General features: G+C 74.3%; 12 protein-coding genes. 8 read left to right on the top strand and 4 right to left on the bottom strand.

From position 1 onward, the window contains the following. The first annotated feature begins 167 nt into the window (after positions 1-167). The 7 genes from AB0C99_RS26010 to AB0C99_RS25980 all read left to right on the top strand — a co-directional run bounded on the left by AB0C99_RS26010 (position 168) and on the right by AB0C99_RS25980 (position 10,358). Positions 168-1,025: an inositol monophosphatase family protein gene (locus AB0C99_RS26010; RefSeq protein ID WP_362479530.1), complete on the top strand. Its 858-nt coding sequence runs from the start codon at positions 168-170 to the stop codon at positions 1,023-1,025. A 70-nt stretch (positions 1,026-1,095) separates the two neighbouring features. Continuing rightward, the gene (locus tag AB0C99_RS26005; protein ID WP_362479528.1) at positions 1,096-2,517 is read left to right on the top strand and encodes an NAD(P)/FAD-dependent oxidoreductase; all 1,422 of its coding nucleotides are present in this window, start codon (positions 1,096-1,098) and stop codon (positions 2,515-2,517) included. Between the two features lie 42 nt (positions 2,518-2,559). Further along, entirely contained in the window at positions 2,560-3,135 is a 576-nt protein-coding gene (locus tag AB0C99_RS26000) for an O-acetyl-ADP-ribose deacetylase (protein ID WP_362479525.1), read from the top strand. A 49-nt stretch (positions 3,136-3,184) separates the two neighbouring features. After that, positions 3,185-4,693 carry an AlkA N-terminal domain-containing protein gene (locus tag AB0C99_RS25995; RefSeq protein WP_362479522.1) on the top strand — a complete coding sequence of 503 codons (1,509 nt, stop codon included), beginning with the start codon at positions 3,185-3,187 and terminating at the stop codon, positions 4,691-4,693. Positions 4,694-4,705: 12 nt separating this feature from the next. Beyond that, positions 4,706-5,209: a methylated-DNA--[protein]-cysteine S-methyltransferase gene (locus tag AB0C99_RS25990; protein WP_362479519.1), complete on the top strand. Its 504-nt coding sequence runs from the start codon at positions 4,706-4,708 to the stop codon at positions 5,207-5,209. A 137-nt stretch (positions 5,210-5,346) separates the two neighbouring features. Beyond that, positions 5,347-5,745 (top strand): hypothetical protein, encoded by a 399-nt coding sequence (locus AB0C99_RS25985; protein WP_362479516.1) that lies wholly within the window; start codon positions 5,347-5,349, stop codon positions 5,743-5,745. After that, positions 5,742-10,358 carry an AAA family ATPase gene (locus AB0C99_RS25980; protein ID WP_362479513.1) on the top strand — a complete coding sequence of 1,539 codons (4,617 nt, stop codon included), beginning with the start codon at positions 5,742-5,744 and terminating at the stop codon, positions 10,356-10,358. The genes AB0C99_RS25985 and AB0C99_RS25980 overlap by 4 nt, the downstream gene beginning before the upstream one ends. Before the next feature lie 15 nt (positions 10,359-10,373). On the opposite strand, the gene AB0C99_RS25975 is transcribed toward AB0C99_RS25980, so the two are convergent. From AB0C99_RS25975 to AB0C99_RS25960, 4 genes are all read right to left on the bottom strand, one after another. Continuing rightward, a complete protein-coding gene (locus AB0C99_RS25975) occupies positions 10,374-11,090 on the bottom strand; it encodes a Sir2 family NAD-dependent protein deacetylase (protein ID WP_362479511.1) in 717 nt (238 codons plus the stop codon). A 41-nt stretch (positions 11,091-11,131) separates the two neighbouring features. Further along, positions 11,132-11,653: an NUDIX hydrolase gene (locus AB0C99_RS25970; protein WP_362479508.1), complete on the bottom strand. Its 522-nt coding sequence runs from the start codon at positions 11,651-11,653 to the stop codon at positions 11,132-11,134. Beyond that, positions 11,650-12,723: an ADP-ribosylglycohydrolase family protein gene (locus tag AB0C99_RS25965; RefSeq protein WP_362479505.1), complete on the bottom strand. Its 1,074-nt coding sequence runs from the start codon at positions 12,721-12,723 to the stop codon at positions 11,650-11,652. Before AB0C99_RS25965 ends, AB0C99_RS25970 begins: the two co-directional genes overlap by 4 nt. Before the next feature lie 69 nt (positions 12,724-12,792). Further along, a complete protein-coding gene (locus tag AB0C99_RS25960; protein ID WP_362479503.1) occupies positions 12,793-14,481 on the bottom strand; it encodes a BCCT family transporter in 1,689 nt (562 codons plus the stop codon). A gap of 112 nt (positions 14,482-14,593) precedes the next feature. Between AB0C99_RS25960 and AB0C99_RS25955 the strand changes: the two genes are divergently transcribed. Beyond that, entirely contained in the window at positions 14,594-15,745 is a 1,152-nt protein-coding gene (locus tag AB0C99_RS25955) for a glycerate kinase (protein ID WP_362479501.1), read from the top strand. The last annotated feature ends 65 nt before the right edge of the window (positions 15,746-15,810 follow it).

The raw sequence follows: 15,810 nt of genomic DNA, 5'->3' as shown, positions 1-15,810 counted from the left end.
ATCAAAGCGTACTCGCGGAGCGGCGGAGGCCCGCCGGTTGTCCACAGGCGGTCGCCCCCCGGACCGTCCCCCCGGCCGTCCCCAGGTCGTCCCCAGGTCGCCACCGGGACGCCCCCAGGTCGTCACGGGGTCTCCGGAATGTCAGCGCGGTGTGTTTGGCTGGTCACATGAGCCGAGACGACCAGACCACAGCCGCAGCGTTCCTGGAGCACGTCCTCGCCGGGGGGACGACCGAGGTGGAGGAGGCCGTCCGCAAGGCCGCCGCCGTCGAGATCATGCCGCGCTTCCGCCGGCTCGGCGCCGAGGAGATCGTCGAGAAGAACGGCCCGCACGACCTGGTCACCGTCGCCGACCGGGCCGCCGAGGCCCATCTGACCGCCTCGCTCACCGCCCTGCTGCCCGGCTCCGTCGTCGTCGGCGAGGAGGCCGTGCACGCCGACCCCTCGGTGTACGACGCGCTCGGCGGCGACGCCCCGGTCTGGATCGTCGACCCGGTCGACGGCACCCGCCAGTTCGTGAGCGGCGAGGTCGGCTTCTGCACCCTGGTCGCCCTGGCCGTGCGCGGCGAGCTCCTCGCCTCCTGGACCTACGCCCCCGCCCTGGAGGAGCTGGTCGTCGCGGTGCGGGGCCGCGGCGCCACCGTCGACGGGCGGGTCATACGGTCGGGGGCGCCCGCCCCGGGAGCCGACCTGGCCGTCGCCACCTCGCACCCCGACTACACCACCCCGGACCAGAAGCGCGCCCTGCTCGGCCTGCGCACCGAAGGCGTCCGCCCCCGCCCCTGCGGCTCCGCCGGCCTGGAGTACCTGGCGGTCGCCAAGGGCGAGCTCGACGCCGTCGCCTTCTCCTGGGAGTACGCCTGGGACCACGCCGCCGGACTGCTCCTGGTCGAGGAGGCAGGCGGCACCGACCTGACCCTCACCGGCGAGCGCTTCCGCGTCACCGGGGGCAACGCGCTGCCGTTCACCGCCGCCCGCGACGCGGCCACCGCGGAGCGCGTCCGGGCGCTGCTCGGGGCCCCGTAAGTCCCTTGCGGGGCCCGGCCTATGCTGGAATCCCTGGCCCCTGGCCATCGGCTGACGAAGGAGTCCGAAGGTGCCGTCGATGCTCGATGCCGTCGTCGTGGGGGCGGGACCCAACGGACTGACCGCCGCCGTGGAGCTGGCCCGGCGCGGCTTCTCCGTCGCGGTCTTCGAGGCGAAGTCCACCGTCGGCGGCGGCGCCCGCACCGAGGAGCTCACCCTCCCCGGCTTCCGCCACGACCCGTGCTCGGCGGTCCACCCGCTGGGCGCCGGGTCGCCGGTCTTCAAGACGATGCCGCTGGCCCGGCACGGCCTGGAGTGGCTGCACCCCGAGCTCCCGATGGCCCACCCCTGGGACGACGGCACCGCGGCCGTCCTCTCCCGCTCGGTCGCCGAGACCGCCGCCTCCTTCGGCCCCCGCGACGCGGGCGCCTACCGGCGGCTCGTCGCGCCCTTCCTCGGCAAGTGGGACACCCTCGCCGGGGACTTCATGCGGCTCCCGCTCACCGCGCTGCCCCGCGACCCGGTCACCCTCGCCCGCTTCGGCCTCGCCGGGCTCCCGCCGTCCACCTGGCTGCTGCGCCGCTTCCGCGACGAGAAGGCGCCCGCCCTCTTCGCCGGTCTGGTCGGCCACGTCATCGCCCCGCTCGGCGGCATCGCCACCGGCGCCGTGGGCCTCGTCTTCGCGCTCGCCGCGCACGCGGGCGGCTGGCCGATCCCCAGGGGCGGCTCCCAGTCCATCTCCGACGCCCTCACCTCGTACCTCACGGAGCTCGGCGGCACCGTCCACACCGACTACGAGGTCAAGCGGCTCGACGACCTGCCGCCCGCGCGGGCGTACGTCTTCGACACCTCGCCCACCGCGCTGGCCCGGATCGCCGGACTCGGCGGCCACTACGACTCCTACCGCTACGGCGCCAGCGCCTTCAAGATCGACTACGCGCTGTCGGGCCCCGTGCCCTGGACCGCCGCCGAGGCCCGCCGCGCGGGCACCGTCCAGATCGGCCCCACCGCCGGGGAGATCGGCACCGCCCTGAACCAGGCGTCCTCCGGCACCGCCCCCGACACCCCCTTCCTCATCGCCGCCCAGCCCACCCTCGTCGACCCCGGCCGCGCCCCCGACGGCAAGCACGTCTTCTGGGTCTACGGCCACGTCCCCAACGGCTGGCGGGGCGACCTCACCGACGCCATCGAGCGGCAGATCGAGCGCTTCGCCCCCGGCTTCCGCGACCTCGTCCTCGCCCGCGCCACCGCGGGCCCGCCCGAGCTCGCCGAGCGCAACGCCAACTACATCGGCGGCGACATCGCCTGCGGCGCCGCCCGCGGCCTCCAGCTGGTGTTGCGCCCCAAGCTGTCGCTCCACCCCTACAACACCCCGCACCCGGCGGTCTTCCTCTGCTCCTCCGCCACCCCGCCCGGCCCCGGCGTCCACGGCATGTCCGGGCACAACGCCGCCAAGTCGGTCTGGCGCCGCCTGCGCGCACCTGTCCGATAAAACCCCGCGCGGGAAGGGGCCGGGCGGCGCGAGGATGGGGACATGAGCAGCCGTCCCCGCATCCTCCTCGTCCTCGGTGACATCACCCACCAGCACGCCGACGTCATCGTCAACGCGGCCAACTCCTCGCTGCTCGGCGGCGGCGGAGTCGACGGCGCCATCCACCGCGCGGGCGGCCCCGCCATCCTCGCCGACTGCCGCGCCCTGCGCGCCGGCCACTACGGCCGCGGCCTGCCCACCGGCCGCGCCGTCGCCACCACCGCGGGGAACCTGGCCGCCCGCTGGGTCGTCCACACCGTCGGACCCGTGTACGACAGGGCGGAGGACCGCTCGGCGCTGCTCACCTCCTGCTACACCGAAGCCCTCCGGGTCGCCGCCGGACTCGGCGCCGAGACGATCGCCTTCCCGGCCGTCTCCACCGGCATCTACGGCTGGCCCATGGCCGACGCCGCGCGCCTCGCGATCCGCGCCGTCCGCGAGGCCGGAGCCGGCGCTGCCGGTACCGGCGGCGTCGAGACCGCCCCGCCGGTCCGCGAGGTCCGCTTCGTGCTCTACGACGAGGACGCCTACGAGGTCTTCGTCACGGCCCTCGCCGAGGCCGACGCCGCCGGACGTTGATGTCGTTTTTCCGCCAGCCCGGCCGCCTCCGGTGACCGATCCTTGAACCATGCACACCGACACCGAGCGCTGCGTGCGGGCCGTCCGTTCGAAGGACGCCCGCTTCGACGGCGTCTTCTTCACCGCGGTCCGCACGACTCGGATCTACTGCCGCCCCAGCTGCCCGGCCGTCCCGCCCAAGGCCGAGAACATGGAGTTCCACCCCAGCGCCGCCTCCTGCCAGCGGGCCGGTTTCCGCGCCTGCAAGCGCTGCCGCCCCGACACCAGCCCCGGCTCGCCCGAGTGGGACGCCCGCGCCGACGCCGTCGCCCGCGCCGTGCGGCTGATCCGCGACGGCGTCGTGGACCGCGAGGGCGTCCCCGGGCTCGCCGCCCGGCTCGGCTACTCCGCCCGCCAGATCGAACGCCAGCTCCTCGCCGAACTCGGCGCCGGGCCGCTCGCCCTCGCCCGCGCCCAGCGCGCCCAGACCGCCCGGCTGCTCATCGAGAGCACCGCGCTGCCGATGGCCGAGATCGCCTTCGCGGCCGGCTTCTCCTCCGTCCGCACCTTCAACGACACCGTCCGCGAGGTCTTTGCCCTCACCCCCGGCGACCTGCGCGCCCGCGCCGCCCCCGCGGCCCCGACCGCCCCGACCACACCCTCCGCCCCCACCGCCCCCACCGCCTCTCCCGGCACGGTGCTCACCCTCCGGCTGCCGTTCCGCGCCCCGCTGGAGCCCTCCAACCTCTTCGGCCACCTCGCCGCGACCGCCGTCCCCGGCGTCGAGGAATGGCGCGACGGCGCCTACCGCAGGACCCTCGCCCTCCCGTACGGGCACGGCATCGTCGCCCTCGCGCCTCGCGCCGGCCACGTGCGGTGCCGGCTCTCCCTCACCGACCCGCGCGACCTCACCCACGCCATCAGCCGCTGCCGGAGGCTGCTCGACCTCGACGCCGACCCCGTCGCCGTCGACGAGCGGCTGCGCGCCGACCCGCTGCTCGCGCCCCTGGTCGACGCGGCGCCCGGCCGCCGGGTCCCGCGTACCGTGGACGCCGCCGAGTTCGCCGTCCGGGCCGTGCTCGGCCAGCAGGTGTCCACCGCCGCCGCCCGCACCCACGCCGCCCGCCTGGTCACCGCGCACGGCGTCCCGGTCGACGACCCGGAGGGCGGCCTCACCCGCCTCTTCCCGACCCCCGAGGTGCTCGCCGGACTCGACCCCGAGACCCTCGCGCTGCCCCGCAGCCGCCGCGCCACCCTGCTCGCCCTGGTCGAGGCGCTCGCCGCGGGAGCCCTCTCCCTCGGCCCCGAGAGCGACTGGACGGAGGCCCGCGCCCGGCTCCTCGCCCTCCCCGGCTTCGGACCCTGGACCACCGAGGTCATCGCCATGCGGGCGCTCGGCGACCCCGACGCCTTCCTCCCCGGCGACCTCGGCGTCCGCCGCGCCGCCCAGAGCCTCGGCCTGCCCGCCACCCCCGCCGCGCTCACCGCCCGCGCCGCCGCCTGGCGCCCCTGGCGGGCCTACGCCGTCCAGTACCTCTGGGCCACCGACAGCCATCCGATCAACCACCTCCCCGCCTAAGGAAAGCCCGTCATGCCCACCGTCCAGCACACCGTCGTGGACAGCCCCTACGACGCCCTGACCCTGGTCGCCGTCGACGGCGTGCTCAGCCGCGTCCACATGACCGACCAGCGCCACCGCCCGCCCGAGGAGTCCTTCGGCACCCCCGACCCCCGCCCCTTCACCGAGACCGTCCGCCAGCTCGACGCCTACTTCGCCGGCGAGCTCACCGACTTCGACCTGGAACTGCACCTCATCGGCACCCCGTTCCAGCTCCGCGTCTGGGAACAGCTCCGCCTCATCCCGTACGGCGAGACCCGGACGTACGGCGAACTCGCCGAGGCCCTCGGTAACCCCGGAGCCTCCCGCGCGGTCGGCCTCGCCAACGGCAAGAACCCGGTCTCGATCATCGTCCCCTGCCACCGGGTCATCGGCTCCGGCGGCTCCCTCACCGGCTACGGCGGCGGCCTGACCCGCAAGAAGCGCCTCCTCGCCTTCGAATCGGGGGAGTCGGGGCGGGAGGAGACGCTGTTCTAGGGGGGGCGGGGGCCGTCCCGTCGAAGCCGTCCGTCCGGGTCGGTCCGGCCGGCTTTCGATCTGTTCACCCGTGGAGCGGGTCGCTAGCCTCGATACGGCAGTTCGCATGTCTTGTGGTCGGCGACGACGGGGGAGCAATGGACATCGAGGTGCGTGTGGAGGGGGCAGGCCCGGGCGACGACGCTCTCCGTGACCTGCGGTCGTGGTTAGCCGGGGCGGACGGACTGCGGGGGCGTGTCGAGGGCGTGGAGTCGCCCCCTCGCCCCGGCGCGCTGGGGCCGACCCTGGACGCGTTGGCCGTAGCGGTGGGGCCGGCGGGAGCCGCGACGGCGTTCGCGACCGGGGTGGTCGCCTGGCTCCGGACGCGACGGGGCGACGTGCGCGTCAAAGTGACGGTACGGGGCCGCGGTTCGGCCGAAGTCACCGCGCGGCGGGTGGCCGGCCTCGACGCGGAGGCGGTGCGGCGACAGGTCGAGGAAATCATCGGACTGATAGGGCAGCCACAGGACGGGGCCGGTCCCCGGGAGCTGCCGTGACAGGTCTGACGGGGCCGGGCGTACGGGTCCTGTTGATCGCCACCGCTCACCACGACGGCCCACTGCTGTCCTCCGTGCCCTCCGTCGCGACGTCGGCCCACGACCTGCGGAAGGCGTTGGTCGAACGCTGCGGGGTGCGGGCCGGCAATGTGCGCCTGCTCCTGGATCCGGCCGATGCCCGGACCATGGCACGGGCGATCGTCGATGAGGCCCAGCGGTCACAAGACGTGCTGCTCGTGTGGTTCATCGGCCACGGCCTGCTCGGTCCCGAGGGCGAGCTCCATCTGGCGGCGCGCGGTACCGACCGGCTGACACCCGGAATGGCGGAGCACCAGGCGTTGTCGTTCGCCTCGCTGCGGCAGGCGCTCGGTGCCAGCCGGGCCTCGTACGTCGTCGTCGTGCTCGACTGCTGCTTCTCGGGGCGTGCGTCGCTCGGTGGTGGGCCACCGGTCGCCCGTTCCCTCGATCTGGCTCCCGTGCACGGGATGTATCTGATGGGGGCGGCGGAGCACCTGGCTCTCGCGCCGTCGGAGGCGCGGCACACCGCGTTCACCGGAGCGGTCATCGAACTGCTCACGGAGGGCGATCCGCGTGGGGCGCCCCGGCTGACGCTCGACGCGGTGTTCGACGGAGTGTTCCGGAAGATGAGCTCCCGGCAGCAGCCGCTGCCCCGGCGGCAGGCGGGAGACCGTTCGGGAGGACTCGTACTCGCGCCCAACCCGGCGGTGACGGTGCGGCACGACGAGCCCCCCGAGGAAGCCGGGACGGCCCGGGAGCGCTGTCCGTATCCGGGCCTGGACGCCTTCAAGGCCGACGAGACGGATCTGTTCTTCGGGCGCGAGGGCATGACCGAGCGGCTGCTCGACCGGATGGAACACCTCGCGCGGTCCCTCGCATCAACCCCGCTGATCCTGGTAGGCCCCTCCGGCTCGGGGAAGTCTTCGCTGCTCAACGCCGGCCTGACCGCCCGACTGCGTGAACGGGAGCTCTTCGGAACCACCCCGTGGCTCCTCCTCCGGCTCACTCCCGGCCCCAGCCCGCTCCCACGGCTGGCCGACCTGCTCGGTGCCGCGCCCGCGACCGCTCGCGCCACGGACGGAGCCGCCGGTCCGGGCGGGACGTACGGTGACACCGACCCCGCCGAACCGGTGCGACTCGCCAAGCGGTTGACGGCGGGACCGCCGGACCGGCCCGGGCGACGCCTGATCCTGGTCGTCGACCAGCTGGAGGAGGTCTTCACGCTCTGCACCGCCCAGGAGCGCACCGCCTTCCTCCGCGCACTGACCGCGCTGACCCGGCCGGCGGCGGAAGGCGGGCCGGGTGCCGTGGTGGTGCTCGCGCTGCGTGCCGACTTCTACGGGCAGGCCGTCTCGCATCCCGAGCTGGTCACCGCGCTGGGAGAAGGCCAGCTCCTCGTCGAGCCGATGACGACCGCAGAACTCCGCGCCGCGATCGAGGGCCCGGCGGCGGCCGTTCGCCTCGAACTCGACGGCGGGCTCGCGGACGTGATCCTGCACGAACTCGGCGCGACCGCCGACGCGAGCTCCGCGGCCGGCGCACTCCCGCTGCTGTCCCACGTCCTGTGGGCCACATGGGCGCGCGGCACCGGAACCCGGCTCACCGTCGCCCAGTACCGGGCCGCCGGCGGCATCGACGGAGCGGTCGCGCAGACCGCGGAAGCGGCCTACGAGGCACTCGACGCGACCGGCCGCGAAGCCGTCCGGCTGATGCTGCCGCGGCTCGTCCGCGTGGGCGACGGCCAGGCCGACACCGCGCAGCCGATGGACCCGTCGGCGCTGATGCACGGCCTGCCCGACACCGCCGCGGCCCAGGAGGCGATCGACCGATTCGCCCGGGCACGGCTGCTCACCGTCGACCGGGCCGCCGTACGCGTCAGCCACGAGGCGCTGCTGCACACCTGGCCACGGCTACGAGAATGGATCGAGGCCGACCGGGACTGGTTGCGCGCGCGTCAGCAGCTCACCGCGGACGCCGCCGCCTGGCACCAGTCAGGGCGGGACGCCTCGCTGCTGTACCGGGGCAACCGCCTGGCCGCGGTACGCGAGCGGGCCGCGTCCGCACCGACGAGCGCCGCGGAACCGGACTCCCCGTACGCCGAGTTCCTCAAGGCGTCCCGACGCAGGGAACGCCGGGGAGTACGGATGCTTCGAGCGACGATCGCGGTCCTCGCCACGCTGGTCCTGCTCGCCGGAATCGGCCTGTACGGCTCATTCGTCTTCCAGCGCCGGGCCGAGCGGGCATCCGAACGCGACCTCGCCCGGTACCTCGCCGCCGAGGCCGAAGGACTGCGCTCCCAACAGCCGGGCCTGGCCAAGCAGCTCAGCCTGCTGTCGTACCGGATCGACCAGGACGCCGGCCGCAGCGCGATCTTCAACAGCGTCACCACCCCGGGCGTGATCAACGCGGAGGAGCCCGCCTACGACCTCGCCCTGAGCGGCGACGGCCGCGTACTGGCGCTGTCCGTCGGTGACGCGATCGTGGTGCGGTCTCCGCGTGGCTCCGCCAGGATCGCGGCAGAAGGCATCGGCCCGCTCGCCGTGAGCCGGGACGGCCGCACCCTTGCCGCGGTCACCTACGACGATCGGCGGCCGACCACCGCCTGGGTGCGGATCTGGGACCTGTCGGACCCCGCGCGCCCCCGGCAGACCGCCGCGCCCACGCTGGAGCACGCCGTGCCCGCGCTCGCCCTCGGCCAGGACGGTAAGACGCTCTACGCGGGACTGACGAACGGTGAGATCCGCCTCTGGGACATCACCGACCGGACCGCGCCCACACCGTTGCCCGCGCTGCGGGCGCATCGCGGCACCGTCGACTCCCTGGCGGTGTCACCCCGGCGCGATCTGCTCGCCAGCATGAGCCTGGACGGCGGCATCAAGCTCTGGAGCACGGCCGACCCCCGGCACCCCAAAGCCGTGGCGACCCTCCAAGGGCAGCAGTACGACCGCGTGGCCCAGGCCAACCCCCGACCGCTGCACCGGGTGGCCTTCGACCCCGACGGTCGCATCCTCGCGGCCCCGGTGGCGAAGAGGACGTCGGCGGACATGGGCCTGTGGCGACTGGACACACCCGCCGCGCCCCGGCGGATGGGCCCGGCGAAGGACTCGCTGATCGACTCGTCCATCTTCTGCGGCGGTGGCATCACGTCGGTGGCGTTCAACCCGGTGCGCGCGTACGTGGCCGGGTCCTGCGAGGCCGAATGGCATACGTGGATCTACGCGGAAACCGTCGTGCCCGGGGCGATTCTTCCCGGGGCGCAAGGCGGTTCGCAGGGCCTGACCGCAGGCATGGTCACGTTCGATCCGGGAGCGCCCCGCAGGCTGCTCCATGCCACGGAGAAAGGGGTGCACGTCTTCTTCATCGACAACCCCGCCCGCTTGGGCGCCCGGGCCGTACTGCCCTCGGTCCCCGGGACGGGGGCCACGTTCGACTACCGGAAGGCGGGCAAGGACACGCTGCTCGCCCTTCAGGGCGTCGGGGTGAACTACCTCTGGGATGTGACGGACTTCCCGGACTCGGCCGTGCTGCGGACCACGACCCGCTCTCCCGACATGTTCACGGGCGGGTCCATCGCCCTCAGCCCTGACGGGCGCCTGCTCGCCGACGTGGAGCTGTTCCCCGGCCGGAGCGGCGGGAAGGACGACAAGAAGGGCGGGAAGAAGGATGGGAAGAAGGACGGGAAGCCGGCGGAACTGGTCGGTGTGCGGCTGCGCGACACCGCGGCGGCCCCGGGCGCCGGGCCGCTGTCCACCATCGAGGATCTGGACAACGGGGTGCAGGTCATCGCCTTCAGCCCGACGGCCCCCGTGCTGGCCGTATCCGACATGGCCGGCTGGACGGACAGGAACCACATACCGCCGAGCGTCAGGATCTACGACATCGCGGACCCCGCTCGACCCCGGCAGGTGGCCCGGATCAAGGCGTCGACCACGTCGCTGGACTTCTCCCCCGACGGCCGGTGGCTCCTCCTCGCCGACTCGCCCTTCAGCCCGACCGACGGCCCGGACGCCCCAGGCACCCCGCAGCCCGCCGTCGAGGGCGCGCTGGAGGGCTGGGACCTCGGCAACCCGGCGCGGCCCCAGCGGCGATGGTCCCGGCCCCTTCCCAAGCGGACCGATTCCCTGACCACCGCGTTCCGGCCCGACGGCAAGCTGCTGGCGACGAGCGACGGCACGGGGACGGTGAGCCTGTGGCGCTTCCAGCAGGGCCGGATCACCGAGGAAGTCTCCCAGTGGCGGGTGCGGCGCAACTCCCCCCTGGCCTTCAACGCCGACGGGACCCGTCTCGCGCTGCTGGGGCAGAACCCCGCGGACGAGTTCGACTCGCGCCCCGAGATCTGGGACGTCTCCGACCCGAAGACGCCCACCCGAAGGAGCTACCTGCCGCCGTCGAACTCGGATCAGGTCTACGGGCTCCGCTTCACGCCTGACGGTGCCTATCTCGCGCTCGTCAGAGCGTCCATGGGCATCGAACTGTGGGACGTCGGGCCGGAACCGGACCTCGCTGGGATCTGCGCGTCGGCCGGCGACCCCATCACCCCCGCGCAGTGGAAGCAGTATCTGCCGAACGAAACGTTCCGCCCGCCTTGCCGGTAGAAGCGTCAACCCCCGTCACCGCAGCCGCTCCAGCAGCTCCGGGAGGGCCGTGCCGATCGGTTCGCGGATCAGTTCGGCCGCGAGCGGGTCGTACGGGGTCGGCTCGGCGTTCACGATGATGAGGCGGGCGCCGTGTTCCGACGCGATGCCCGCCAGGGCGGCGGCCGGGTGGACCTGGAGGCTGGAGCCGACGGCCAGGAACACCTCGGCGGCCTTGGCGATCGCCGTCGCGTTCGCCAGTACCACCGGGTCGAGCCGCTGTCCGAACATCACCGTCGCCGGCTTCAGGATCCCGCCGCAGCCGCGGCACGCCGGATCGTCCTCGCCCGCCCGTACCCGGTCCAGCGCCTCCGCCGCCGACGAGCGCGCGTGGCAGGCCGTGCAGACCACCGAGCGCGCCGTGCCGTGCAGTTCGAGCACCTTGCGCTCCGGGACCCCGGCCGCCTGGTGCAGCCCGTCCACGTTCTGCGTGAGCACCCGCAGCGCGTGCCCGCTCCGCTCGAACGCGGCGATCGCGTGGTGCGCCGCGTTCGGCTCCGCCTCCAGGACCGGGCCCTCCAGCCGCATCCGCCAGGAACGGCGGCGGATCTCCGGGTCGGCCATGTACGGCCCGTAGGTGACGAGCCGCTCGGCCTCCGGGTCCGTCCGCCACACGCCCTGGGGGCCCCGGTAGTCGGGGATGCCCGAGTCGGTGGAGACGCCGGCGCCGGTGAGGATCGCGATCATGGCCATTCCGCGAGCCTAGGACGTGCCGGGAAGGCCCCGCGAGCCGATTAACCGGCCGCCGGGCGCCCGTTCTCCAGCTCCACCGGGCCGCGGCCCCCGGCCAGCGCGCCGAGCGCGGCGAGGACCCGCGGGCCCAGGCTGCCCGGCAGGTACGCGGTGGCCTCGGCCGGGTCGATCAGCTTCCAGGACACCAGCTCCTCCTTCTGGAGCCGGATCGCCGCGAACCGCGCCTCCGACAGCACCCCGCCGTCGTACAGATACGCCACGATCGGCGGCCGGCCCGTCCCGTGCGCCCAGTCCACCGCGAGCAGCCCGCCGACCGCCACGTCCAGGCCGATCTCCTCCGCCGTCTCCCGGCGGGCCGCCTGGCGGGGCGTCTCGCCCTCGTCGGACTCGACCGTGCCGCCCGGCAGCGCCCAGCCCTCCCGGTAGTTCGGCTCGACGATCAGGATCCGGCCGTCCTCGTCCCGGAACAGGACCGCCGCGGCGGCCAGGACCCGGGGCAGACCGGCGATGTACGCGGCGTAGACGGACGACGTGGGCGGTGCGGGCTGCGCGGGCTGTGTCATCCCGCCAGCGTAGCCAGCCGCAGCGTCCGGTCGGCGAGTTCGCCGATCCGCACCCCGTCGAAACCGGACACCGCGCTGCGCACCCGGTCCCGCAGCGGCCGCGACCACTGCGGCGGGATGGCCGCCGCCCCGCACAGCACCCCCGCCACCGAGCCCGCCGTCGCCCCGTTGGAGTCGGTGTCCAGGCCGCCGCGCACGGTGAGCGTGATCGTCCGGGTGAAGTCCCCCTCCCCGTACAGCAGTCCGGCGGTCAGCACCGCCGCGTTCGGCACCGTGTGGATCCAGCCGAGGCCGCCCGTCTCCCGCCGCAGCTCGGCGACGGTCTCGGACCACTCCAGACCCGCCTCGTGCAGGGCCATCGCGTGCCGCACCGCCCGCGCCAGCCGGCTGCTCGCGGGCACCCGGTCGAGCGCCGTGTCCAGCGCCTCGCGCGGACCCGGCGCGGTGAACGCGGCGGCGACCAGCGCCGCCGCCCACATCGCCCCGTACACCCCGTTGCCCGTGTGCGACAGGACCGCGTCGCGGCGCGCCAGCGAGGCGGCCCGGCGCGGATCGCCGGGCGACGTCCAGCCGTACACGTCCGCCCTGATCAGCGCGCCGATCCACTCCTGGTGCGGATTGTCGTACGTGGCCGTCAGCGGCGGCTTCAGCCCGTTGGCGAGGTTGCGGTAGGCCACCCGCTCCGCCGTGAAGGTCCGCAGATACGGCAGCCGCAGCAGCCACACCTCCCCGACCTGCTCGGTGGTGAAGGCGAAGCCCCGGGTCTCCAGCAGGTGCAGCGCCAGGATCGAGTAGTCGATGTCGTCGTCCCGGCAGCTCCCGCGGATCCGGCCGCGCACGCACTGCGGCCACTCCGGCCGCAGCTCGAAGCCGTCCGCCCCGGCGGCGGGCGGCGCCGGCAGGTAGTCGGTGAGCGGGAGCGCGTCGGTGAGGCGCAGATACGCGTCGATCCGCTCGGGCGTCCAGTGGTCGCCCCGCTCGACCGGCTTGCCGAGCATGTTCCCGGCGATCCGTCCCGTCCAGCCGCCCAGGATCCGGTCGGCGAGCTCGGCGTGCGTGAGGAGGCCCATGCGACCGGTCTACCGGGAACACCGCCGGGCCGCCCACCGACGCCCCGCACGGGTCGCCCCCTCGGCCCCCTACTCCTCCTCGCCCCCCGTCCTCGACTTCGCCGCCCGGCGCAGCCGGTGGTGGCGGGAGGCGCCCTGCTCGGTGATCGCCTCGCCGACCGCCGCGCGGACCGCGTCCCGCACCCCGTGCAGCGCCTGGTGCCGGGCCGGGCCCGCGCCCGGGTCCTCGCGGAGCTCCTTCAGCAGCGCCCAGCACAGGCCCAGCATCACCAGCACGAACGGCAGCGCGACCAGGATCGTCGCGGTCTGGAGCGAGCTGAGCCCGCCCGCCACCAGCAGCACCGCCGCGACCGCCGCCATCAGCACGCCCCAGGTCACCACCAGCCAGGTCGGCGGGTGCAGCGCGCCCCGGCTGGTCAGCGAGCCCATCACCAGGGACGCCGAGTCGGCGCTGGTCACGAAGTACGTCATCACCAGCAGCATCGCCAGGTACGAGGTGACCGTCCCGATCGGCAGCGCGTCGAGCATCGCGAACAGCGACGCCTCCGGGCCGTCCTTGACCGCCGTCGCCAGGTCCGCCTCGCCGGTGGACTGGAGCCGGATCGCGGTGCCGCCCATCACGCAGAACCAGATGACCGTCGCCCCCGAGGGCACGAGCAGCACGCCGAACAGGAACTCGCGCACGGTCCGGCCGCGCGAGATCCGGGCGATGAAGGTGCCGACGAAGGGGGCCCAGGACAGCCACCACGCCCAGTAGAAGATCGTCCAGGCGCCCAGCCAGGCCCGGTCGGTGAACGCCCCGGTGCGGCTGGCCATCGGCAGCAGCTGGTCCAGGTAGCCGCCGACCGAGGCCGGGATCGTGTCGAGGATGTAGACCGTCGGGCCGAGCAGGAAGACGAACAGCGCCATGCAGCCCGCCAGCACGATGTTCAGCGTCGACAGCCACTTCACGCCCTTGTGCAGGCCCGAGAAGGCCGACAGGACGAAGGCCGCCGACAGCGACACGATGATGATCAGCTCGGTGGCCGTGGAGTCCTTCACGCCCATCGTCAGGTTCAGCCCCTCGGCGACCTGGAGGGCGCCGAGCCCGAGGCTGGTCGCGGTGCCGAAGACCGTCGCGAAGACCGCCAGCAGGTCGATCGACTTGCCCGGCCAGGACCGCGCCCTGCGCTCGCCCATGAGCGGCACGAAGGCGGCGCTCAGCGTGTTGCCGCGCCCCTTGCGGAAGCCCGCGTACGCCAGCGCGAGGCCCGCGATCCCGTAGATCGCCCACGGGGTGAGCGTCCAGTGGAAGAACGAGTACTCCAGGGCGGTACGGGCCGCCTCGCCGGACTGCGCCGGCACCCCGCTCGCCGGGGGCGGGCTCAGGAAGTGCTGGAGCGGCTCGCCCACCCCGTAGAACATCAGGCCGATGCCCATGCCCGCGCTGAACATCATCGCGATCCACGCGAGGTTGGTGAACTCCGGCTCCGAGTCGTCGGCGCCCAGCCGGATCCGGCCGTAGCGGCTCAGCGCGATCACCACGCACAGCACCAGGAAGACGTCGGCGGCGGTGACGAAGAGCCAGGCGAAATTCGACAGGACCCAGTTCAGGGCCGAGGAGGAGGCGCTGTCGAAGGAGTGCTTGCCGAGCGCCGCCCAGCCGACCACGCCGACCACGACCGCCATCCCGAGGGCGATGACCTTCGCGTCGGGGCCGGGGGAGGGGGCGGGACCAGGGCCTTCTTGTGATGTCTGATCGATCGGTTCGGTACTCATGATGGCCCACTATGATGCGGAATTTCGCTTTATCAGGGGGTGGCACGCCGTCTTGCCGTGCGGATAAGGTCGGCCTCGGCGCGACTGCACGTTCGAAAGCAAGGGATGCAAGGTGACGGACGGAGCAGTAACTGAGGCTGCGCGCGTACTGGTCGCGGCCGACAAGTTCAAGGGCTCGCTCACGGCCGTACAGGTCGCGGAGCGGGTCACGGCCGGCCTGCGACAGGTCGTCCCGGAGCTCGAAGTGGAGACCCTGCCCGTCGCCGACGGCGGCGACGGCACCGTCGCGGCGGCCGTAGCGGCCGGATTCGAGCGCCACGAGGTCACCGTGACCGGGCCGCTCGGCGCGCCCGTCACCGCGGCGTTCGCGCTGCGCGGGACCACCGCGGTGGTGGAGATGGCGGAGGCGTCCGGTCTCCAGCTGCTGCCGGCCGGGGTCTTCGCGCCGCTGACCGCCACCACCTACGGCTCCGGCGAGCTGCTGCGCGCGGCCCTCGACGCCGGTGCCACCACGCTCGTCTTCGGGGTCGGCGGCAGCGCCACCACCGACGGCGGCGCCGGGATGCTCGCCGCGCTCGGCGCGGTCTTCCTGGACGCGGACGGCGCCCCGGTCGGCCCCGGCGGCGGCGCCCTCGCGGCCCTGGCCTCCGCCGACCTGTCCGGCGTCGACCCCCGCTTCGCCGCCGTGGACCTGGTCCTCGCCAGCGACGTGGACAACCCGCTGACCGGCCCCAAGGGCTGCGCGGCGGTCTACGGCCCGCAGAAGGGCGCCACCCCCGAGGACGTGGCCACGCTCGACGCGGCCCTCGCGCACTACGCGCGGATCCTGGAGAAGGCCGTCGGCCCCAAGGCCGCCGAGCTGGCCGCCTCCCCGGGCGCGGGCGGCGCGGGCGGCATCGGCTACGGGGCCCTGCTGCTCGACGCGAGCTTCCGCCCCGGCATCGAGCTGATGCTGGAGGTGCTGGGCTTCGCCCCGGCCCTGGAGCGCGCCACCCTGGTCATCACGGGCGAGGGCTCGCTGGACGAGCAGACCCTGCACGGCAAGGCCCCGGCGGGTGTCGCCGCGGCGGCCCGCGCGGCCGGCAAGGAGGTCGTCGCGGTCTGCGGGCGGCTCGCCCTGCCGCCGGAGGCCCTGGGCGCGGCCGGCATCCGGCGCGCCTACCCGCTGGCCGAGCTGGAGCCCGACCCGGCGCTGTCCATGGCGAACGCGGGCCCGCTCCTGGAGCGCGCCGCGGCGAACATCGCGCGGGACTTCCTCGCGTAGGGCCGCCGCGCGGTCACCGGAGCCGCAGGACACGCCCGCGTAACACGGGCGTGTGAGGCTCGCCC

This window comes from Streptomyces sp. NPDC048659 (assembly GCF_040650575.1).
Taxonomy (GTDB): Bacteria; Actinomycetota; Actinomycetes; order Streptomycetales; family Streptomycetaceae; genus Streptomyces.
This window is presented reverse-complemented; position numbering and strand designations above follow the sequence as displayed.

Coding starts and splice junctions, on each gene's coding strand:
- AB0C99_RS26010 (WP_362479530.1), top strand. CDS start 168: ATGAGCCGAGACGACCAGACCACAGCCGCAGCGTTCCTGGAGCACGTC.
- AB0C99_RS26000 (WP_362479525.1), top strand. CDS start 2,560: ATGAGCAGCCGTCCCCGCATCCTCCTCGTCCTCGGTGACATCACCCAC.
- AB0C99_RS25995 (WP_362479522.1), top strand. CDS start 3,185: ATGCACACCGACACCGAGCGCTGCGTGCGGGCCGTCCGTTCGAAGGAC.
- AB0C99_RS25990 (WP_362479519.1), top strand. CDS start 4,706: ATGCCCACCGTCCAGCACACCGTCGTGGACAGCCCCTACGACGCCCTG.
- AB0C99_RS25985 (WP_362479516.1), top strand. CDS start 5,347: ATGGACATCGAGGTGCGTGTGGAGGGGGCAGGCCCGGGCGACGACGCT.
- AB0C99_RS25975 (WP_362479511.1), bottom strand. CDS start 11,090: ATGGCCATGATCGCGATCCTCACCGGCGCCGGCGTCTCCACCGACTCG.
- AB0C99_RS25970 (WP_362479508.1), bottom strand. CDS start 11,653: ATGACACAGCCCGCGCAGCCCGCACCGCCCACGTCGTCCGTCTACGCC.
- AB0C99_RS25965 (WP_362479505.1), bottom strand. CDS start 12,723: ATGGGCCTCCTCACGCACGCCGAGCTCGCCGACCGGATCCTGGGCGGC.
- AB0C99_RS25960 (WP_362479503.1), bottom strand. CDS start 14,481: ATGAGTACCGAACCGATCGATCAGACATCACAAGAAGGCCCTGGTCCC.